The following is a 22123-nucleotide window of genomic DNA, read 5'->3' as shown; positions in this document are numbered from 1 at the left end:
AAAATTCCATCCTGAGTAGAAAAAATGTATAAAAATTCCACTGTAAAGAAAAAATGGTTGCTTTGACCTGAAAGCATTTAGTTGTTAAAATTAACTTATCAAAAAGCAGCTGCAATGGAAAGGAATGTAAATTATGTATAATTTTAATGAAATTATTGACAGAAGGCATACAAATGCCATGAATACGGATGGATTCCGGGACTATATTTTTCATGCGGATGAGACCATGACGTTTCCATATAAGGATGAGGAATTTATCCGTATGTGGGTGGCCGATATGGAGTTTGCCACTCCGGATGTAGTCATTGACGGGATGAGGGAACGTCTGGATAAACGTATTTTCGGGTACACCAGGGTGTTTGAAAAAAGTTATTATGACGCTCTGGCGGACTGGTGCATGCGGCGTTATGGCTGGACCTTTGACCGGAAGGAACTGGTGATGTCAAATGGAATCATACCGGCGCTGTATGAACTGGTGGAGTATATCTGCCAGCCGGACGAGAAGGTGCTGTTCATGACCCCGTCTTATGCATATTTCAAATATGCGGCAGATTTTAACAAGCGTGAATACGTGTGTTCTGATTTGAAGAATGATGAGGGGCGTTACAGCATTGATTTTGAGGATTTTGCCAAAAAGGCCGCGGATGGGAAAACCACGCTGTTCATTCTCTGCAATCCTCATAATCCCAGCGGCCGTGTCTGGACGGAGGAAGAGTTAAGGAAGATGGCGGACATCATTGAGAAGAACCAGATGTGGGTGATTTCCGACGAGATACATTGCGATCTGCTCCGCAGGAATCAGGAACATATCCCCATGGGCAAGGTAATGCCTGATTACGGGCGTCTGATTACATGCATGGCACCCAGCAAGACGTTTAACCTGGCCGGAATGATGATTTCTAATGTCATGATCCGTGACGGGGACTTAAGGAATACCTGGCTTGGCCGCCACTATAATTTTGATAATCCGCTGAGTGTTGCCGCGGCACAGGCTGCATATGAGAAGGGAGAGCCATGGCTGGAGGAACTAAGGGCTTATCTGGATGACAACTTCCGCTTGGTCGGGGAGTATCTGGCAGAACATCTTCCAAGGGCAAAATACCGTGTTTCGGAGGCAACCTATCTGGCCTGGGTGGATTTAAATGACTATTTTGCTCCGGATGAGGACCTTCCAATGTTCTTTGCCTACAAGGCAGGGGTCCTGTTAGAGGGCGGGAACATGTTTGTGCAGAATTCAGATGGTTTCATCCGCTTGAACCTGGCATGCCCAAAGGCCACGCTGGCAGAGGGACTGAGACGTATCTGCGAGGCTGTGAATACAAAACATACGCTGTGATTGATTCCAACCGGCACATATTGGCCGGGGTTAATAAAATAGGGGGTACACATACATGGATGAGAGGTGCGGTAAGAATTACAAGGCGCTGGCATTTTTGCCAATGCTGATATTTTTAGGACTATATGTTGGATGCGGGGTGGTATTTACCATCATGGGGGTGGAAAATCCCTTTGGAAAAATGCCGCGTTATGTGGCTGTCATGGCTGCAATCATAATCGCAATGATATTTTATGACAGGAAAACGCCTATAAGTAAAAAAATAGATATTTATTGTCAAGGAGCTGGAAATTCCGGGGTTATGCTGCTTGGGATCATCGTGCTGATGGCAGGAGGATTTTCCTCCGCCGCAGCCGCTATGGGAGGAAAGGAGTCCATTGTGAATATGGGCCTTACCTTAATCCCGTCCCATTTCCTGATACCGGGTATATTCATCGTGACCTGTTTTATTTCCACCTGTATCGGCACATCCATGGGAACACAGGTTGCCATGATACCGGTGGCGGTTGCTGTTGCCCAGGGAGCCGGTCTGAATGTGGCAATGGCAGGTGCATCAGTGATTGCAGGCGCATATTTCGGTGATAACCTGTCCATGATTTCAGATACCACGATCTGCGCCACCAAAGGGGTAGGGGCAGAGATGAAGGATAAGTTTAAGATGAACTTCCTGATTGCATTGCCGGCAGCGGTGATTACAATTATCCTTTACGCAGTCCTGGGTTCCAATGGAAGCGGTCCGATTGATACGGAAGGGCTTCATTACAGCGTGCTTGAAGTATTGCCTTACATAACGGTCCTTGTCACTGCAATTGCCGGTTTGGATGTACTTCTTGTCCTTCTTATAGGAATCCTTATGTCGGGAATCATAGGAATGGCCATGGGGACCATTACCTTTTTTGAGTGGACAATGGCCATCGGTTCCGGCATGGAAGAAATGTTTTTCCTTGCAGTATTTTCCATGCTGGTATCCGGCCTGATTGAATTGATTAAATACTATGGGGGTATCTCCTGGCTGGTTAAGACGATGACAGAGAAAATCAAGGGCAGGAAAGGCTGTGAATATCTGATATCCTTGGTAAGTATGGCCATATCCGGGACCACGCTTAATAATCCGGTAGCCATCATCATTACGGCCCCGGTTGCAAAAGAGGTGGGCTCTAAGTATAAGATTGCGCCGAAACGGCTGGCTAGTCTTTTGGATATCTTCTCCTGCGCAATCCTGATGCTGGTTCCTCATGACAGCAGTGTCCTTCTGGTACAGCAATACGGAGGTGCAACCTATCTTGAAATCGTGAGATACGCTTTTTATCCTGTTTTATTGATTTTATTTACCTGTATTACAATACAATTCGGTTTGCTGAGGACAAAGGAAGAGAAAGAAAGTGGATTTTAAATCAGGAGGAGGAAAGACAATTTGGACAAACAGGAGTTTTTGCAGTCATATCTGGTGGACCGCCACAAAACGGACAGTTTAAAATGGGATGGACTGCAGCAGAAATTCGGGGAAACGGATTTACTTGCCATGTGGGTGGCGGATATGGAATTTAAGACCTGTGACGGTATTGTGGATGCGATGACAAAACGGACGCGGCATGGGGTGTTTGGATATAGCTGTGTTCCGGATGATTACTATGAGGTATTTTCAGGATGGATGGAGCGCCGGTATCATTTTCCTGTCAAAAAGGAGTGGGTACGTTTCTCAACGGGATGCGTGACGGCAATTGCATGGATGATTCATGCGTTTACCAAGCCGGGGGATTCCTGCCTGATTCTGACGCCGGTATACTATCCTTTCCACAATGTGGTTACAAACGGGGGCAGAAAGCTGGTCAAGGTGGAACTTGATTATAACGATGGGTATTTCACCATGAATTACGAAGCAATAGAAAAAGCCATCGTGGAGAACCAGGTAAAAATGTTCATCCAGTGTTCTCCCCATAATCCGGCGGGCAGGGTATGGACAGAGGATGAGCTTGACAGGGTTTTGGCTGTCTGCCAAAAGCATGATGTCCTTGTTATCAGTGATGAAATCCATCAGGATATTATATTAGGGGACAAGCCTTTTGTCCCGGCTGCGGTCGTATCAGGAGGCAGGTACAGGGATATTGTGATTACCCTCAATTCCGCTTCCAAGACATTTAACCTGGCCACGCTCCTTCACTCCCATATTATCATTACCGATGACGGACTACGGGGAAAATACGATCAGTTTGCGTCGGCCCTGAACCGTACGGAGGTCAGCATCATGGGTATGGTTGCGACAAAAGCCGGTTACACATATGGCGGGGAATGGCTTGGACAGGTACTGGATGTCATACGGGACAACTACCGGTATCTTAAGGAGGAACTGAATAAACGGCTTCCCAGGATGACGGTGTGCGCGCTGGAAGGAACATATCTGGTAATGATTGATTTACGAAGTTATGTGGATTCGGAACAGACCTTGGATTTCGTCCAGAAGCATTGCAGGCTGGCTGTGGATTACGGTGAATGGTTCGGCCAGGCATATAAAGGATTCATCCGCCTGAACCTTGCCACCGATCCGGTTTATATAAAGCAGGCGGTTGAACGTATTGTGGCAGAGGCGGGTAATCTATCTTAATTGAGGGATATAAAACTACGGCAGTTGATGGGACTGTCGTAGTTTTCGCCGATTGTGGGAAGAAACCATGAAATATCTGTACTCCTATTAAAAATAATAGTTACTCATAAATTTGCAGATAAGTTGTCTGCTGAAATAGAATCATTTAAAATAAAGTATTATTGATAAAATAGTTTTATATACTCAGGGGGTTCGATAAAATGCAGATTATGTATCTGGTAGCAGTATTTCTCATCATCATAGGCTTGTTGGCCGTCCGGCGTCCATTGCATCAGGCAATTCTCGGCGGACTCTGCGCAACGGCTTTGCTGTACCGGATTCCGCCCATGATAATGGCAGGATGTTTCTCCATGGTCATTACAAAATGGTCGTCCCTGTCTGTATTATTGTCCCTGTACCTGATAACATTTTTACAGCGGATTTTGGAATCACGCAGTCAGATTAAGCTGGCGCAGGAGGATTTGAATGGGATTTTCCATAACCATCGTGTGAATACAGCAGGAGCATCGCTGTTTATCGGACTGCTCCCGTCAGCTGCATCCATGATTCTGTGCAGTGAGATTGTAAAAGATGCCACGGACGGATATCTGGAACCAAAAGAACAGGCTTTGGTGGCAAGCTGGTTCCGCCATATTCCGGAAAGTGTGCTTCCGACCTATACCGCAGTGCTGGTAATGCTGAGTCTGTCAGGGGTGGGAATATCACAATTCATGGTGGGAATGATTGTACCGGTTATCACACTGGCGCTTTTAGGATACGTAATGTATCTGAGGCGGATACCAAAAGCGACAGGAACAATGCCAAGTAAGTCACGTATCAGGGATTTGCAGCATCTGTTGCAGCATTTGTGGTCATTATTGTTGATTTTGGTGCTGATTTTGGCATTTGGGCTAGATGTGGTGTCATCTGTTCTGATATCCATTATGGTTTCCATATTGGTATATGGTATAAAGACAGCAGAACTGAAGCTCATGCTTCAATCTGCCTTTGAAAAGACCATGTTGGTCAATACGTTTCTGGTACTTGTGCTGAAGGAGTTCATATCTTACACAGGTGTTCTTAACCTGCTGCCGGAAACCATGGCAATCCTGCCACTTCCTACATATTTAATTTTCGCGCTACTGTTTTTTGTTGCCACGGTAATCAGCGGTTCTACAGGCGCCATAGCCTTAGGTACACCGTTGGCATTTGCTGCTATTCCGGGAGGAATGCCCCTGATGGTTTATCTCATGTGCATTACCCATGCGGCCAGCCAGCTGTCACCCACCCATGTGTGTCTGGTGGTCGCATCCGATTATTTTCATGTGACATTGGGGGATTTAATCCGTAAGACATTACCGTTATCATTGGTATTTTGTGCTTTGATGACGATTTATTATAATATTTTGCTGATTTTATGATTCATGATAGTTATGCCATACCAGATATTTTATTTGATATTATTAAAAAACAGCCCTTATTGGCCATGTATTCCATAAGGGCTGTTTATTTATGTATCCGGCAGTATCATCAAAGTTTCTTTGGATCCATAAGGGGATGTTCCTTAAAGTATCTAACCGCAAAATCCAGGAACGTCTGTTCCGTATCTGATAACAGTTTATCCTGCTCCCAGCTTATGGCCTGCGTGCGGGTCATGATGGGGGATGACAAAGGGATGGCGGTAATGGTATCCAGGGGAATTGCATTCACGGTGGCCCCTACCATTGTGGTGATGTTGACACCACGGTTTTGCTGAACCAGCTTTACACGCATCAGGTAGTCCCCATAATAGACTTTTCTCGGCTCGAAACCAGCCTGGCGGCACAGTGCCATCATGAAATTATGGGCAGAGGAATTTTCCCTTCTTACGGATATGAAATTCTCATCCTTCAGTTCCTCCAGCCGGATTTCAGAGCGGCCAGCCAGGGGATTAAGGACGGACATTAAAACAACAGGCCTTTCAGGTGGAAAGACCTTATGGGACTGGAAACGCCCCGTGTCCACATCTTCAATGATTCCCAGGAAGAAGTTCCAGGGAAACGGCGATGGGGCGTTGTTCAGCTCGTCTAACGTGATGACCGTGTACTCAAGAACCACCTCGGGATGTGACTGCTCATAGGCATAAATCATATCAATCCACACAGGAAAACTGGTCAGGGCCACTTTGAGTATGGGACAGTTGGTCTGTGTCAGGGTAAGTACACCGCAATCCAGGGTATTTAGTGCAGTCTGTACATAGCGGTAAAAAATCCTTCCATTTTCGTTAAGGCGCATCTGCTGCCTGCTTCTGTCAAAAAGCTGGGTACCCAGTTCATTTTCTAGTTTTTTGATTGTGCTGCTCAGGGAGGGCGGTGATATCATCAACTTCTCTGCAGTCTTAGATAAATGCTCCATATTAGCCAGCTCTGCGAAATAACGTAACTGTAATAATTCCATGATAGGACCTCTGAAAATCTTATGAGAAGGAGTGAAGTGGCATATGTGCAGCCAGGCGGCACCTGTACGTTAGTCTTAAGTCTAACAACTCTTAAAAAAGAAAGTAATTCACTAAAGTATGGAGATATTGTAACATAATATTAGTCAATTGTACAGAATATCTGTATGATTCCAGTGCGCACAGTCGATATCGTACAAAATCTGAAAGTACATGACGGAGGAAGGAAACTATTTTAAAAGTGTAAGTTTGAGGGGGTGCTATTTTGACAGAAACAAAAAAATTGGGGCTGGTTGATTTGGTTGCCATATCCTGCGGTCAGGTAATCGGAGCAGGCGTGGTCACATTAATCGGAACAGCCATCGTGGCCACTGGGACATCTGCATGGCTGGCTTACGGAGCAGCGGTAGTGGTTGGATTCATCAGTATCATACCTTTTATCTTCATAAGCAGTACGACCATGCTTCAGGGCGGGGAATACAGTATTGTAGCCGATATGCTCAATGAGAAGATGGCTGGTTTTTACGCCACGGCATTCATATCACAATGCCTAAGCCTGTCTTTGCTGGGAACATCGCTGGGGAGTTATGTCAATTCGATATTTCCTGAGATGAATGGGAGGCTCATTGGTTTAATCGCTGTCTGTTTCTTTTTTGCCCTGAATCTGCTGGGTGTCAATATGATGGCAAATGCCCAGAAGATCCTTTCAGCCATATTGGTCATTGCCCTTCTGATGTTTGGGATATATGGAATGACAATGGTGAACCCTGCTGTGTACGATATCAGCAGTCCGGGATTTTTTACAGAAGGTTACGGCGGTTTTGTGAATGCGATTGCGATTTACGCATTTTCCACATACGGCCAGTATATGGTAATGAACTTCAGCAAGGATGCGAAAAACCCCACCAGGGATATTCCGCTGGCAATCCTGATTTCAACGGGCGTCATATTGATTTTATATGTGACGGTGGCAATTGCTAACTGCGGTGTCCTTCCCATAGAGGAGGTGGCAGGGAAACCATTGACCCTGGCGGCAAAGGAGATATTCGGCAATCTGTACCCTGTATTTATCATTGGAGGGCCGGTGATGGCTCTTATGACAACAATGAATTCCACATACGGTTCCCGGGCCAATCCGCTTTTGAGGGCGGCAAGGGATGGCTGGTTTCCTGCATCCATTGCAAAGATGAATAAAAGAAATGTCCCATACATCATCATGACATTGATTTTCCTTGTGGGAATCATCCCCCTGCTTGCGGGGCTGAGCATAAAGACCATTACCAATAATCTGGTATTAGTAGGCTATACCCTGCGTATGGTCACGGCGGTATCAATCATACGCCTGCCAAAATTAATGCCTGAACAATGGAAGAAATCCTTCCTCCATGTACCAGACAGTGTATTTTATACAATCATGATACTTACATTTGCAGCTAATTTTTACATGGTGTATCTGTCGGCCAGGGGGCTGACCACCAAGATACTTCTTATTAATGTTGTATTTATTGTTTTTTGTGCAATCTATGCCGTGGCCAGATACAACAGCGGCAAAGTGAACCTGGAAAGCGCTAAACATTGAAACCTGGATAAACAGGATGAATCTTAAAAGGAGAATTGATTATGAAGATTACGAGTATTGATGCATTACAGTTGCCTAGCGGTAATAAAGGAGCCACGACACGGGGCGCATGGAGTCCAGTGCTGGTCCGTGTGAACACGGATGAGGGCATATGCGGATGGGGTGAGGCAGGCCTTGCGTATGGAAAAGGCTGGAGGGCCGGCCGCGGAATGATTCAGGATTTTGCAGAGCAGATCATTGGGATGAATCCCATGAATACAGAAGAGGTCTGGGAGACCATATTCCGCAAGACATTCTGGGGAATGGGCGGAGGAACCGTTGTTTCCGCGGCCATGAGCGCCATTGACATAGCCCTTCTTGATATCAAGGGCAAGGCATTGGGGGTTCCCATCTATCAGCTTCTGGGAGGTAAGACCAATGACAACCTGCGTACATATGCCAGCCAGGTGCAGTTTAACTGGGGTTCTGATATCACCAAGCAGGAACTGGTGGAACCTGAGGAGTATGCGGATGTGACCCTGCGGGCAATGGAAGAGGGATATGACTGCGTTAAAGTAGACCCCATCATTGTACCTGACTCATCCGGAAAATCATGGAACATACGCGGACCGCTCCAGAATCATGTCATAAAGACAGTCTATGACCGTGTTGCGGCAATGCGCGAAGCTGGCGGGGAAGACCTGGATATCATCATAGAAATGCATTCTAATACGGATACCATGGCAGCCATCCAGATTGCACAGGTATTGGAGCCTCTTCGGATATTCTACTATGAAGAGCCGGCCCACCCGCTGAATGTGGAGAACTTTACGGAAATCAAGAAAAAGACCAGCATCCCCATTGCTTCCGGCGAACGGATTTATACAAGACAGGGATTCAGGCAGTTCTTTGAGAAACGGTTATTGGATGTGGCGCAGCCGGATCTGTGCCTGTGCGGCGGTCTGTCAGAAGCAAAAAAGATATGCGATATGGCGTGGCTGTATGATTCCAATGTTCAGATCCATGTATGCGGAAGCCCGATTTCCAAGGCTGCTGCCTTGCAGATTGAAGCTGCAATCCCTAACTTCCTGATTCATGAGCATCATCAGAGGGCGCTGAATCCCGTGAACCGGTCCACCTGCAAATATGACTATCAGCCGGAAAATGGAACATATAAGGTTCCGGAACTGCCGGGACTGGGACAGGAACCGACCGAAGATTGTATTGCCAAGGCAGATATTGTTACAGTGGCAGCTGGTATGAAATATATGAAATAATAGTTGGAAGAACGCCACAGCGTGAATATGACGGTTTAAGCATCCATTTACGTTGTGGCCGTGTTTTGAAAAGACGTTACAGGCATATACGCGGACAGCGGACAAGGAAAGCCGGCTAAAACGCAGCCGGGAGGTGGGTTATGGGAAATGTAATATCAAATCTGGTTCAAGATGTCAAAATCCCTAAAATGTTTAAGGTACAGCAGGTATTTGATAATCAGCATATTGAACCGCAGGAGATACCAGAATTAATAGAAGGCATGCTTGAACAGGACAGATTTGCGTCCCGTATACAGCCGGGTATGAATATTGCAATCACATGTGGCAGTCGGCAGATAAAAAATATTGTAATCTTAACGAAATCCATTGTTGCATTTGTAAGAAGCAAAGGCGCCAATCCGTTTATTGTGGTGGCTATGGGCAGTCACGGAGGCGCCACGGGTGAGGGGCAGCGCGCCATACTGCGTGCCCTTGGGATTACCGAGGAGACAGTTGGCTGCCCCATCCAATCCGGCATGGATGTTGTGAAAATAGGATGTACTGAGGATGGAAGGGACGTACTGATTGATAAGAATGCGGCTGGGGCAGACGGTATCATTGTATGCTGCCGGGTTAAGCCGCATACCAATTTCAGGGGGCCTTATGAGAGCGGTATCATGAAAATGATGGCCATTGGACTGGGAAAACAGATTGGGGCAAGCGTGTGCCATGATGAGGGTTATGGACGTATGGCGGAGAATGTTCCTGCCTTTGGCAAGGCTGTCATCCGGAATTCAAATATCCTTTTTGCAGTTGCCGTTATCGAGAATGCATATGATGAGACAGCGGAAATCGCAGTGCTGGACAGCAGTGAGATTGCTGATAGAGAGCCTGAACTGCTTAACAGGGCCAAGGCGCTGATACCGAGGATACAGGTGCCGGAGTGCGATGTCCTGATTGTTGACCAGATTGGCAAGAATTTCAGCGGAAGCGGTATGGACCCTAACATAACAGGCACCTTCCTTACCCCGTACGCATCAGGCGGAATCAGGAGCCAGCGCGTAGCGGTCCTGGACCTGAGCGATGAAAGCTGCCATAGCGGGGTCGGGATTGGAATGGCCCATGCAACCACACGCCGCTTTTTTGAAAAAATGAGTTTTGACCAGACATATCCGAACCTTATTACTACCAAGATGATAGAAAACGCAAGAATCCCTGTTGTCATGGAAAACGACAGGGAGGCAATCCAGGTATGCCTGAAGACCGTGACCAATGCAGATTCCCATGACTGGAGGCTGGTAAGGATACCTAACTCCCTGAATATAAGGCGGATATGGTTATCCGAGGCATTCTATGAGGAGGCAAAGGAAAATAAGGGCCTGATAATTGAATCAGAGCCGCGGGATATGGAATTTGACTGTCATGGAAATCTGATAGGATTAGGTGAAACGCCATGATGCTGCCGTTCACCCAGAAGGAGTTGTTACAGTGAATTTAGCCGGAGTGATTATAGCGATTTTATTATTGATTATTTTGATATACAGGCGGGTCAGCCTGATACCTGCTACCATGGTCTGCGTTCTGGTACTGGCATTTACCAATGGGATATCGTTTACGGATCTGATGATGGACCATTATGCGGTTTCCATGTCGGGCTTCATTGCCAAGTATTTTATGGTATTTGTCACAAATGCATTGTTTGGCAGGGTGATGGAGGAAACGCTTTTGGCAGCGTCATTTTCCAAAATGGTGGGAAAGGCGTTTGGGGAACGCAATGCTGTTTATGGAGCCATGCTGGCAACGGCGCTGCTTTCCTATGGAGGGGTCAGCGTATTCGTCATCGTCTTTACCGTATACCCTATTTTTCTGGCAACCTTCCAAAAGGCGGACCTGCCCAGAAAACTGATTCCTGCATGTATCATGAGCAGTTCCTGTACATTCCCGCTTTCCATGCTGCCGGGCGGGGCCCAGCTCAATAATATCATCCCGGTCACGTATCTGGGCACATCGCCAATGGCGGCCCCGGTTGTGGGAATGGCCTGTTCCATTGTGGCAATGGGTTTCCTGTTCCTGTACTTCCGGTCCGTATTCGCAAGGGTAAGGGCAAAAGGCGGACATTTTAATGCGGATAAAAACATTCAGGAGCGGATTGAACGCTTCCAGGCGGATGCAGGTGTCAGGCCGTGGTTATCCGCCCTTCCAATGATACTCATTATTGTCCTGATCAATGGATTCGGAATGGACCTTTCCTATGCAGTGCTTGCAGGGACTGTCCTGGCCATGGTAATCGGCCGCAAAAACCTTCCGGATAAATTAGGAACAGTGAATGAAGGGATTAAAAAGGTTGGGTCCGCCATGGTCACCACGGCCGTATCAGTGGGCTTCGGCGGCGCGGTCCTTGCCTGTTCAGGGGCCAAGGTCATATTGGACGCCATCGCAGCCCTTCCCTTAAACCCCATGGTTTCCTTAAGCGTGGCATCGGCATTTGCAGGAAGCCTGACAGGTAATGGGGGAGGCGGGGCCGATGTTGCCATGAGTTTATTATCCGGCCCTTACCTGGCCATGGGAATCCAGCCTGAAATCATGCACCGTATTGCAGCCATTGCCACTGCGGGATTCAGCTGCCTCCCCCACAACGGAATGCTTATTACCATAATGGATACCTGCGGGTTTACTGCAAAGGATAGCTATAAGTTTATTTTTGTTTCTACCGTCATATGTTCCCTGCTGTGTCTGATTGTGGCGGATTTATTAGGATTTGTTTTATATCCTGTCATGTAGGCATCAAGGGCAGGCATTAAGGCTTCAAAAGCTATTGATTTTGAATGGCGCATCATGTATACTACATGTAACGGATTGGTGAGTCATCGCCATTAAGGAAAAGCCTAAAAAAGGGGCGAGCAATCGTCTCTTTTTTCGTATGGGAAAAGGGTATGGAAACAATATGAAGAAAAATACGAAGTCCAGATATAGGAAAATCCAATTAATATTCAGGTTCCTTCAGGGTTCCAAGGTTTATTTCGGGGCAGCGGTGGCTGCATCGCTGATATCCACTGTGTTAAATGCACTGACACCTCAGATTTTCCGGTTCAGCATTGATGAGGTGCTGGGCGGGAACGGGGGAGGACGTCTGTCAGGCAACCTCTGGGAACTGGCATCGCTGATTGTGGCTGTAGCGGTGGCTTCAGGGATATTCACCTACGTAAGCCGTACCAACACGGCCAAAGCAGGTGAGAATTTTGCGAAGAACTTAAGGGATACGCTATTTATCCACGTACAGAAGCTGCCGATGAAGTGGCATGACAGGAACCAGACAGGGGATATCATCCAGCGGTGCACCTCAGATGTGGAGGTAATCCGCAGCTTTGTGGTGACACAGCTTTTGGAGGTGTTTCGCACGGCATTTCTTGTGCTGACGTCCTTTGTCATGATGTTTTCCATGAACGTGAAGTTATCCTGCATCGTCCTGCTGTTCGTGCCGGTGGTCATCGTGTATTCCACCGTGTTTTACAAATTGATAGCAAAACGGTTCACCACTGCGGATGAAGCGGAGGGGGAACTGTCCACTGTGGTGCAGGAAAATGCAACAGGGGTGCGGGTGGTGCGGGCATTCGGCAGGGAACAATTTGAGATGGAACGGTTCGATGAGAAGAATATTGCATTTGCCAGGCTGTGGATCCGCTTGGGCACCCTGTCAGGGCTGTATTGGGGGATTGGCGACCTGATAACGGGACTGCAGGTGGTTGCGGTCATTATTTTCGGAGTGGCGGAAGCCGTGAACGGCGTCATATCAGTTGGCGAATTCATTGCATTTGCAGCGTATAACTCAACCCTTGTGTGGCCGATCCGCGGACTTGGGCGTATCCTGTCGGATATGAGTAAGGCAGGCGTCTCCTTTGAACGTGTGGATTATATCATCCGTTCCCAGGAAGAAGCCTATGGGAAAGAAGCTGATACATCCGGCAACAGGTATGATATCTCCTTTCAACATGTGACGTTTGGTTACGAGGAAGGAAAGGAGGTACTCCGGGACATTTCATTTACAGTGCCCCAGGGCAGGACCTTCGGGGTATTAGGGGGAACGGGCAGCGGGAAGTCTACCATAATCCAGCTCCTTTCAAGGCTGTATGAGCTGGGGGATGACGGAGGCAGTATCCATATCGGCAGCAGGAATATCCAGGATATCCCAATCGAGGAGCTTAGGAGAAGCATTGGGATGGTACTGCAGGAGCCATTCCTGTATTCCAGGTCCATCCGGGAAAACATAGCGGCTTCGGTACCGGATGCATCCATGGAGGAAATCCGCCATGCGGCAAGGATTGCCTGCATCGATGATGCCATTATGGGATTTCCGGACGGATATGAGACGCTTGTTGGGGAGCGGGGGGTCACCTTGTCCGGGGGGCAGAAGCAGAGGATTGCCATTGCAAGGATGCTGCTTCGGAGGACGCCTATCATGATATTTGATGATTCCCTGTCAGCAGTGGATTCCCAGACGGATTATGACATCCGCCGCGCGCTGAAGGAACATATGAGGGAGGCAACGGTCATCCTCATATCCCACAGGGTCACATCACTCATGGGTGCAGATGAGATTATGGTGCTCAATCAGGGCGGGATAGAAGAATGCGGGACCCACGAAGAACTGATACAACGAAACGGAATCTACCGCAAGATTTATGATATACAGATGAGCCGTGATGACAGGGCGAAGATGGAGGGATGACAGATGGCAGCATACGAAGAACAGGAATATAATAATCCCTTCAGCTTTAGGATATGGATGAAGCTGTTTCCATTTTTTAAACCATATAAAAAGTTTTTTGCGGTTACCCTGGGACTTAATATCCTGCTTGCAGGCGTGGATATCCTTGTGCCTCTGTTCCAAAGCTACGCCATTGACACGTTCATCATACCGGACCGTTTAGACGGGCTTTGGGCATTCGCGCTGGTGTACATCCTGGTCATCGCATCCCAGACCGTCTGCGTCTATCTGTCGGTCCATGCGGCAACATCCATTGAGATGAATGTGGGGAAAGATTTAAAAAGGGCCCAGTTCCAGCATCTGCAGACCTTATCATTTTCCTATTATAATACGACCCCTGTGGGGTATATCCATGCCAGGGTGATGAGCGACACCTTGAGGATTGCCGGAATGATAGCGTGGGGACTGGTGGATATGTTCTGGGCCTTTATATATGTCATCAGCGTGTTCATCATCATGTTCATACTGAATGCGCGGCTGGCCCTTATCATTACCATGATTGTTCCATGCATTGCCCTGCTGACCGTGTATTTCCAGAACCGGATCCTTAAGTGGAACCGGAAGGTAAGGAGGATTAATTCCCAGATCACAAGCGCCTACAACGAGGGGATTACCGGGGTCAAGACATCAAAGAGCATGGTCATTGAAAGGGACAATGAGAAACGTTTCTTTGAAAAGACCTCGGATATGCATCAGGCGGCAATCCGTTCGGCGAAACTGAACGCGGTATATATCCCGGCAATCCTGTTTTTCAGCTCCGTGGCCTCGGCGGTGGTGCTGGCAAAGGGCGGCTATATGGTGCAGGAGAATCTCATAAAACTGGGAACCCTGTCTGTCTTCATCTCTTACGCGGTGGTTATATTTGAACCCATCCAGCAGCTTGCAAGGCTGCTGGCGGACCTGATTTCCTGCCAGGCGAATATTGAGAGGGTGATGGACCTGCTGGAGCAGAAGCCCAATGTGGTGGACCGGCCCGATGTGCTTGAAAAGTATGGGGATGCCTTTTCACCCAACAGGGAAAATTGGGAGAAAATCAAGGGGGATATTGTGTTTGAGGATGTCTCCTTCATGTATCCGGACGGCAAGGAATATGTATTGGAGCATTTTAACCTTCATGTGCCTGCGGGCATGAACATTGCCATTGTGGGCGAGACAGGGGCTGGGAAGTCTACCCTTGTGAACCTGGTGGGCAGGTTCTTTGAACCGACCAAAGGAAGGATATTGATTGACGGTGTGGATTACCGGGAACGGTCGCAGCTGTGGCTTCACAGCCAGATTGGCTATGTACTGCAGAATCCCCATCTGTTTTCAGGAACCGTGAGGGAGAACATAAGATACGGCCGTCTGGATGCAACGGACGAAGAGATTGAAGAGGCCGCCCGGAATGTGTCCGCGGACAAGGTTGTCCAGAAGATGGAAAAGGGATATGACAGCGATGTGGGTGAAAGCGGAGGCCTGCTGTCCACTGGGGAGAAGCAGCTGATTTCCTTTGCTCGGGCGGTTTTAGCTAATCCCGCCATCTTTGTCCTGGATGAAGCCACTTCCTCCATTGATACACAGACGGAAAAGCTGATTCAGGATGCAACGGACCATCTGCTGAAGGGACATACGTCATTTGTGATTGCACACCGCTTATCCACAATCCGCCAGGCGGACCTTATATTGGTTGTAAAGGACGGGAAGATCATTGAGCGGGGCAGCCATATGGAACTGCTGGATAAAAAGGGATATTATCATGAACTGTATTCCAGGCAGTTTGAAGAAGAGGCGGCCATGAAGATATATGCCGGGAACCTGTAAGGCCCGGCAAAAACCTGTCAGTTTAAATGACATCCCCTGGTTTGGGTATCGGCCAGGGGGTGCTTTAATTTAGCCCGGATAATTCAAATTGTTGCTATTCCCTGTTCATTTTGTTATACTTAAAACAATTATGTGTAGGTATGTTTTATCCCAGGCCTGCTGATGCTGTGTGAGGTTATGGATGAATAAGGAGAACGATTATGGAGCAGAGGAAACCGGAGCCGCTGGTTACAAAGAATGATACAGCCATACCCCGGGACGGATACGTCACGGTCTGTGATGCCATGGGAATAGAGGCAGTGGGTTTTTGTCTTGATGAGAACCTGACCATCCTTTGGGCGAGCGGTCCGTTTTGCCGGAATGCAGGATACACCAAGGAAGGGTTTCACAGTCAGTTCCCGGATTTTAGGGCGTATTACACGTCCTGCCCGGATGGATTTGAGTACATAAAGAGCCATCTCAATGAGGCGGCGTTACAGAAGCTTCCCGAGGCGGAACTTACAGTCCCGGTCCCGGTCAGGGAAGGCGATGCCGCATGGGGGCGGATGATGGTTACATTTGCAGGGTTGGATCAGGATGGGTATATGGAGTGCCGGGCATTTTACAAAGCAGCTGACAGCGGATACCAGAAGCTGGAAGAGGAAAACCGGCGTCTGAGGGAGACTTCAGGATACTTTAAGTGGGTATTGGATGAGTTTTCCGGAAATGCTTATATAGCGGATATTGAGACCTATGAGCTTCTTTACATTAACAGGACTTCCAGTGAAACCTTGCAGCTACAGCCCGGGAAGGTGATTGGCCGTAAGTGTTACGAGGTGGTGCAGAACAGGACCTCTCCATGTCCGTTCTGTAACAACAGCAAGCTGAGAAGGGACGGGTTTTATGAAGGTGCTGTTGGCAGAGGACAATGATATTAACCGTGAGATAGTGGAGGAACTGCTCCGGATGCATCACATGCTTGTGGATTCCGTGGAGAACGGCCAGCTGGCCAGGGAAGACGCACGGACCATCCCCATCATTGCCCTGACAGCCAATGCATTTACATCAGACGTATCAAAGGCCCACAGCGCAGGGATGAACGACCATCTTGCAAAGCCCATAGAAATTGAACGTCTGTTGGAAGTCCTGCAAAAGTGGATGGGACAGGAGGCATGAAGGGCATGCCGCAGGATATGACAATCCGCCTTCCTATAGACACGGAGGTGGGGAAGTCAATATGAGCCAGAAAGGGGATTGGTCCATGAGTGATGGATTGGATGTTATGAATGAAGGACATGTAAACGGTCTCAATGCGGAAACGGCGAACGGGATCCTGGACCGTATTTCCACAGGTGTGGTTGTATTAAAAATGCCGTCGTATGACAGACTGCTTCCCGTTTACGGGAATCTGGGCCAATACCGCATGCTGCGTATTGAGCGGACTGCGGTCAATGCCAGCGTGCCCAATGCCGAGGAGGCGGAGCTGGAAAGCCAGTATTTTGGCGATGCATTTGCCGGCGTCCACCCGGATGACATGGAGCGGGTGCGCAGCGCCTATAGGGCAGGATACGAGACAGACCATTTCACGGTCAAAAGATACCGGCTCCTTCGGGGGGACGGCACCTATGTCTGGGTGAACGCGGATTTATGCCTTAAGGAGTGCACGCCGGAATATAAGCTGTTCTATGCAACCTATACCGATGTTTCGGAAGAGCATGAACTGCAGATGCAGTTAACGGAGGCATTGGAACGGCAGAAGCTGATTTCGTCAGAGCTTGAAAAGGCCAGTAAGGCAAAGACGGATTTCCTGTCCAGGATGAGCCATGATATCCGGACGCCCATGAATGCAATCCTCGGGCTGGCAGCCATGGCCAAAGATAACCTGGAACAGACAGAGGCTGCAAAAAGCTATCTGGACAAGCTTGAATCCTCCGGCCAGTTCCTGATGGGCCTGCTCAATGACATCCTGGATATATCAAGGATTGAGAGGAACGCCATCGAATTGCACCTTGAGCCTTATGGTGTTGAGGAATTCAGGCAGCAGGTGGAAGCCCTGGTCGTCCCTCAGTGCAGACAGAAGGATATTGAGTTTCTTTTCAAAAAGGAAAACATGAGGTATGAAAGAATCAGGCTGGACAAGCTGCGTTTTAACCAGATTATCTTCAACCTCCTTAATAACGCGGTCCGGTATACGCCCAAAGGAGGCCGCATTGAACTGACGGTACGGGATCTGGAACAGGCGGACGGCAAGCAGCATATACAGCTGGTAATCCGTGATAACGGCATCGGTATGGGCAGGGAATTCCAGGAACACATGTATGAGCCATTTACGCGCGAAGGCCGGGACGCAGCTGATTTTGACGGCCGCAGCTCCGGGCTGGGCCTGGCGATTGTCAAATCCATGGTGGGATTGATGGGCGGCACCATCCAGGTTAAGAGCGAGCCGGATAAGGGAACGCAGTTCACCCTGGATTTCTGGATGGACGTGGTGCAGGAGGCTGCCTGCGCACCGGTTTTGGCGGAGGAGAAGGATATTTCCATAGAAGGGGTCCGCGTCCTGCTCTGCGAAGACAATGAGCTGAATATGGAGATTGCGGTTTATCTGCTGGAAGCCGGGGGAGCCGTGGTGGATTGTGCAAGGAACGGCAGCGAGGCAGTGGAACTATTCCGTGCTTCAGGGCCAGGAAGTTATGACGTGGTGCTGATGGACATCCGGATGCCGGTCATGGACGGTCTTGAAGCTGCCAGGAGCATCCGCGTCCTGGACCGCCCGGATGCATCCTCTGTTCCAATCTTTGCAATGACAGCCAATGCCTATGATGAAGACAGGAAAATGAGCCGGGAAGCAGGAATGGATGAACATCTGTCCAAACCCATTGATGCCGGTCTGCTGTACAGGATGATATGGAACTACAAAACCCGAGGATAAATATATCGAAACGATTATTGCACGATTCCCAGGCAAGACATACACATAGGAGAGATTGCCCATGACGACAATACAGCGGAGAGAAAAATTCCGTAATACCTTTGCACAGGTCCCGGTCATGATGCTGCAGGGATCCATAGGGGAGCGGATTAAACGTAATTTTACGCACCAGGACCCGGCGCCGCCACTGAAACTGGCCGGACTGTACTACACAGAGGATGGACACCGCGGTTTAGATACCGTGTTTCATGATTACGTGCAGATTGCCCAGAGATATGATCTGCCAATGATCCTTCATCCTTATACCAGACTGACTTCCCCTTCCATGGGAAAGGGAACGTACTGGGAAGACCGGGATGTATCGGCAGATAATCTGAATCACTGCCGTTCAATCGTTGATGGCTATCCTTCCATCCGTGACCGGATATTTATCGGTACAACCATGGGATTTTCCGGCGATTCTTATGATCCGCTGACCGGATTAGAGGAAGAGAAGGCGTATGTATTCTATACGGACCATGCCAAAATGCTTGAAGCATCCATTGTGGACCATGTGCGCAACGGCCTGACCCCGTGTCTGCCGGATGCGGCCGGATGCGCCAGGGCGCTGAGCGAAACCTCGGTTCCGTACTTCATTACCTTTTTAATCCGGAAGGACGGAAAGCTGATGGACGGCACATGGCTTAACGATGCCATTGACTATATAGATTCCAGGACCGTGGACCATCCGCCCATGTTTTATCAGGTGAACTGTGTCCATCCGAGGAATGTCATGTCCGCCCTGGACAAACAGCCGAACCGCACGAAATTAGTCCGGGAACGCTTTTTAGGTCTGGAGGCCAATGGCTCGGATATGAGCCCGGAAGAACTGGATAACAGCCCCGTCATTTACAGCAGCCCGGCAGATGAGTGGGCGGAGGAAATGATGGAGCTGCACAGGAATTACGGTCTGAAATTACTGGGTGGCTGCTGCGGGACGGACCATGAGCATATGGAGCAGCTGGCTATGCGTATACGCGGGGTTTATGATGGACTTCAGGTATAAGGAATCCGATTAACGGGAAAATGCCCCATAATGGTCCAACATGAAATACAGGTTAACCGCAATCATGAAAATAGCAAGGGCAATGAAGATTCCATTGGCAATCTTAACCGCGATGGATGAGGTATTCCTGATGGAATAAACCAGGTACACAATCCATGCCGTACAGGCAATGAAGATTATCCCGCTGTTGCGGATTAACAAAGATAAGAGGAAAAGCAGGTTTACGACAGTCATCCCTTTTTCAGAATTAAAAACAGATTTAATTTTATCCATCATGCCGGTACCTCCTGACCTGGTAGGATTCATGGTCTGCCGCGGGGCCGGCAGATACAACACCGTGTCTACCCTTAGTATAGACGAAAGATAACCTATATTCAATAGAAAGAAAGCAGAGAAATCATTAAGAGGCGGGAAAACTCCCCGCCTCTTATGATATAGTATCTGGTTGTAATATCCTAAATCCATGGAACCTGCTTAACAGGAACATCCGGTTACATTGTGTATATAGGCCGGTACCATGTCAGGACCGATATCCAGCGCGGCAGCCAGCTCACCAAACAGTAATTTGCGGGCGGTTTTGACACCGTCCCGTTCGCGGATGTTCAAAGCATTCCCTTTACTTTTGCGGGATTGTTCCATCTGCAGTATTTCCTTAATCATGGCAGCCAGTTCCGTACAGCTTCCAGACTGGAAGATCTGCTTGTATATCAGGGGGCGTTCCTTATCATTCCGATACCCTTTGCATTGGACATTGGGCCAGGACAGTATGAAATTCTGCGCCTCCCTCCTGGTCATGATACACCGCATCAGGACTTTCGTCGTGTCTACGGGGATGCAGATGGACCGGTTGGGTTCAAACTTTGGTATTAAGCGGTAGTATAGTTTGTCATTATCTGAAAAATCAGGTTTTGATATACCATCTACCTGGCAAACGCCAACGGCTCCATAAAATATAAAATCTCCCTTTTCAAACAAGTTACCACCTTTCTGGACATATGATGCCCATACAGTTAACGGGTATTGTTCAATCATGCGTATTTCCTACCATGCAGGACCGTCAGAAACTTTGCCTGACTAATATCAAGAATTATGCTGCACAGACATTCACAGCCTGTAAGCCGCGGTTGCCATTGGTTATATCGAATGTTACGGACTGTCCGTCATCCAATGACTTAAAACCATCGGTAGCAATTCCGGAGAAGTGGACAAAAATGTCCTCGCCGTTTTCTGCGTTCGTGATAAATCCAAATCCCTTTTGTGAGTTAAACCATTTTACTGTACCTTTGTTCATGAAAGATACCTCCTAATATTATTTTTGATTTTCAATAAAATAAAAAAATCACATATTTTTGTAAACCATCATAGGAATAATGACTTACAAAAACATGTGAAATCAGAATCTTATAAAAAATACTTCTTAAGTATACCCTGGTTTTAGGGTATTGTCAAGGAGAATATTGTTTTTTTGCATCCATTTGCAGTTTCCCCTTCCATCTGCTAAAATAATACCAACACATGATACACAGCACACCAAAGGGAGGTCCCCATGCGCCTGGAAGAACTGGTAAACAGCAACTACAATAAACTGAATGATAATGACCTGTTAATCTGGCAATACATACAGTCCCACAAAAAACAATGCTGCGACATCTCCATTGAGGAACTGGCCGATATCTGCTGCATATCCAGGACCACCATATCCAGGTTTACACAAAAGCTGGGGTTTAAGGGATTCCGGGAATTTAAAATCCATTTAAAACTGGAATATGACGCGGACCAGGTGCAAAAGGACGTACTGCTGGATGAGGTGTGCGGCAATTATATGAAGTGCATCAGCAGCATCAGGGATACGGATATGGAAGAAATCTGTGAGCATATTTTCCTTGCCAGGCGTCTCTTTGCATTTGGCACAGGAGAGACACAGTATGCGGCGGTACAGATGATGAAGCGGATGTTCATGAATGTCAAACGGTTTTTTGTGACCCTATACGGCAGGAGTGAGCTGACCATGGCGCTGGAGGATATGGATGAACATGACCTGGTGGTAATCATTTCCCTGTCAGGGGAGACTGAGATGGCTGTGTCCGCGGCCAAGAAGCTGAAGTCAAAGGGGACCTACACCATATCCATCACACGGCTGAGCGACAACCAGGTATCCAGGCTGTGTGACAGGAACCTTTATATCAACCCCAACCTCCTCCTGAACAAGGGAGGCGTTGCCTTTGAGACATGCAGCTCTTACTTTAACGTGGTGGAGCTTATGTGTGTGAAATACATGATGTACCTGAAACGGAAACAGGAAGAACTGTGAACCTGTATGTTCATATGAATGGCAGAATGCTCAAAAAGATATGCTGGAAACAGCTGGTTTTGAGCATTTTTTGTTACCTTTTGTGTGCGTAAGTACAAAAAATGTGCAGAAGATTTAAAGCTGTACCTG

Annotated in this window: 18 protein-coding genes and 1 pseudogene; 15 read left to right on the top strand and 4 right to left on the bottom strand. The window is 48.0% G+C overall.

The window, feature by feature from the left end; all coding sequences use genetic code 11:
* Positions 1-133 precede the first annotated feature (133 nt).
* The 4 genes from MCJ35_RS13405 to MCJ35_RS13390 all read left to right on the top strand — a co-directional run bounded on the left by MCJ35_RS13405 (position 134) and on the right by MCJ35_RS13390 (position 5338).
* Positions 134-1336, top strand: coding sequence for a MalY/PatB family protein (locus tag MCJ35_RS13405; protein ID WP_025486779.1), 1203 nt, complete (start codon positions 134-136; stop codon positions 1334-1336).
* Between the two features lie 55 nt (positions 1337-1391).
* A complete protein-coding gene (locus MCJ35_RS13400) occupies positions 1392-2729 on the top strand; it encodes a Na+/H+ antiporter NhaC family protein (RefSeq protein ID WP_025486780.1) in 1338 nt (445 codons plus the stop codon).
* A 21-nt stretch (positions 2730-2750) separates the two neighbouring features.
* Positions 2751-3938, top strand: a complete 1188-nt coding sequence (locus tag MCJ35_RS13395; protein WP_025486781.1) for a MalY/PatB family protein — start codon at positions 2751-2753, stop codon at positions 3936-3938.
* Positions 3939-4138: 200 nt separating this feature from the next.
* A complete protein-coding gene (locus tag MCJ35_RS13390; protein WP_025486782.1) occupies positions 4139-5338 on the top strand; it encodes a DUF401 family protein in 1200 nt (399 codons plus the stop codon).
* A gap of 109 nt (positions 5339-5447) precedes the next feature.
* Here MCJ35_RS13390 and MCJ35_RS13385 read toward each other — a convergent pair whose 3' ends face one another.
* Positions 5448-6353: a LysR family transcriptional regulator gene (locus MCJ35_RS13385; protein WP_025486783.1), complete on the bottom strand. Its 906-nt coding sequence runs from the start codon at positions 6351-6353 to the stop codon at positions 5448-5450.
* A gap of 263 nt (positions 6354-6616) precedes the next feature.
* Between MCJ35_RS13385 and MCJ35_RS13380 the strand changes: the two genes are divergently transcribed.
* From MCJ35_RS13380 to MCJ35_RS13335, 10 genes and pseudogenes are all read left to right on the top strand, one after another.
* Positions 6617-7930 (top strand): APC family permease, encoded by a 1314-nt coding sequence (locus MCJ35_RS13380; protein WP_025486784.1) that lies wholly within the window; start codon positions 6617-6619, stop codon positions 7928-7930.
* A 41-nt stretch (positions 7931-7971) separates the two neighbouring features.
* On the top strand, positions 7972-9186 hold the full coding sequence (locus tag MCJ35_RS13375) for a mandelate racemase/muconate lactonizing enzyme family protein (RefSeq protein WP_034578089.1): 1215 nt from the start codon (positions 7972-7974) through the stop codon (positions 9184-9186).
* A gap of 140 nt (positions 9187-9326) precedes the next feature.
* Positions 9327-10622 (top strand): nickel pincer cofactor-dependent isomerase, group 22, encoded by a 1296-nt coding sequence (locus MCJ35_RS13370; protein ID WP_025486786.1) that lies wholly within the window; start codon positions 9327-9329, stop codon positions 10620-10622.
* Positions 10623-10653: 31 nt separating this feature from the next.
* The gene (locus MCJ35_RS13365) at positions 10654-11946 is read left to right on the top strand and encodes a GntP family permease (RefSeq protein ID WP_025486787.1); all 1293 of its coding nucleotides are present in this window, start codon (positions 10654-10656) and stop codon (positions 11944-11946) included.
* Between the two features lie 163 nt (positions 11947-12109).
* Entirely contained in the window at positions 12110-13891 is a 1782-nt protein-coding gene (locus MCJ35_RS13360) for an ABC transporter ATP-binding protein (protein ID WP_025486788.1), read from the top strand.
* A 3-nt stretch (positions 13892-13894) separates the two neighbouring features.
* Positions 13895-15730 carry an ABC transporter ATP-binding protein gene (locus MCJ35_RS13355; protein WP_025486789.1) on the top strand — a complete coding sequence of 612 codons (1836 nt, stop codon included), beginning with the start codon at positions 13895-13897 and terminating at the stop codon, positions 15728-15730.
* 200 nt (positions 15731-15930) lie between these two features.
* Positions 15931-16641, top strand: a complete 711-nt coding sequence (locus tag MCJ35_RS13350; RefSeq protein ID WP_025486790.1) for a PAS domain-containing protein — start codon at positions 15931-15933, stop codon at positions 16639-16641.
* A pseudogene (locus MCJ35_RS13345) lies at positions 16616-16885 on the top strand (response regulator); the annotation flags it as partial. The gene MCJ35_RS13350 and the pseudogene MCJ35_RS13345, both read left to right, overlap by 26 nt.
* An 85-nt stretch (positions 16886-16970) precedes the next feature.
* Positions 16971-18638, top strand: a complete 1668-nt coding sequence (locus tag MCJ35_RS13340) for an ATP-binding protein (RefSeq protein WP_240299523.1) — start codon at positions 16971-16973, stop codon at positions 18636-18638.
* Positions 18639-18699: 61 nt separating this feature from the next.
* Complete coding sequence (locus MCJ35_RS13335) at positions 18700-19683, top strand: homocysteine S-methyltransferase family protein (RefSeq protein ID WP_025486793.1); 984 nt, start codon at positions 18700-18702, stop codon at positions 19681-19683.
* A 9-nt stretch (positions 19684-19692) separates the two neighbouring features.
* Here MCJ35_RS13335 and MCJ35_RS13330 read toward each other — a convergent pair whose 3' ends face one another.
* The 3 genes from MCJ35_RS13330 to MCJ35_RS13320 form a co-directional block, all read right to left on the bottom strand.
* A complete protein-coding gene (locus tag MCJ35_RS13330) occupies positions 19693-19959 on the bottom strand; it encodes a hypothetical protein (RefSeq protein ID WP_025486794.1) in 267 nt (88 codons plus the stop codon).
* A 198-nt stretch (positions 19960-20157) separates the two neighbouring features.
* Entirely contained in the window at positions 20158-20658 is a 501-nt protein-coding gene (locus MCJ35_RS13325) for a CarD family transcriptional regulator (RefSeq protein ID WP_025486795.1), read from the bottom strand.
* 112 nt (positions 20659-20770) lie between these two features.
* Positions 20771-20974 (bottom strand): cold-shock protein, encoded by a 204-nt coding sequence (locus tag MCJ35_RS13320; RefSeq protein ID WP_008717240.1) that lies wholly within the window; start codon positions 20972-20974, stop codon positions 20771-20773.
* A gap of 255 nt (positions 20975-21229) precedes the next feature.
* Between MCJ35_RS13320 and MCJ35_RS13315 the strand changes: the two genes are divergently transcribed.
* Positions 21230-21994 (top strand): MurR/RpiR family transcriptional regulator, encoded by a 765-nt coding sequence (locus MCJ35_RS13315; protein ID WP_025486796.1) that lies wholly within the window; start codon positions 21230-21232, stop codon positions 21992-21994.
* Positions 21995-22123 lie beyond the last annotated feature (129 nt).

Source organism: Enterocloster sp. OA13, from assembly GCF_022440595.1.
Lineage (GTDB): Bacteria > Bacillota > Clostridia > Lachnospirales > Lachnospiraceae > Enterocloster > Enterocloster hominis.
This window is presented reverse-complemented; position numbering and strand designations above follow the sequence as displayed.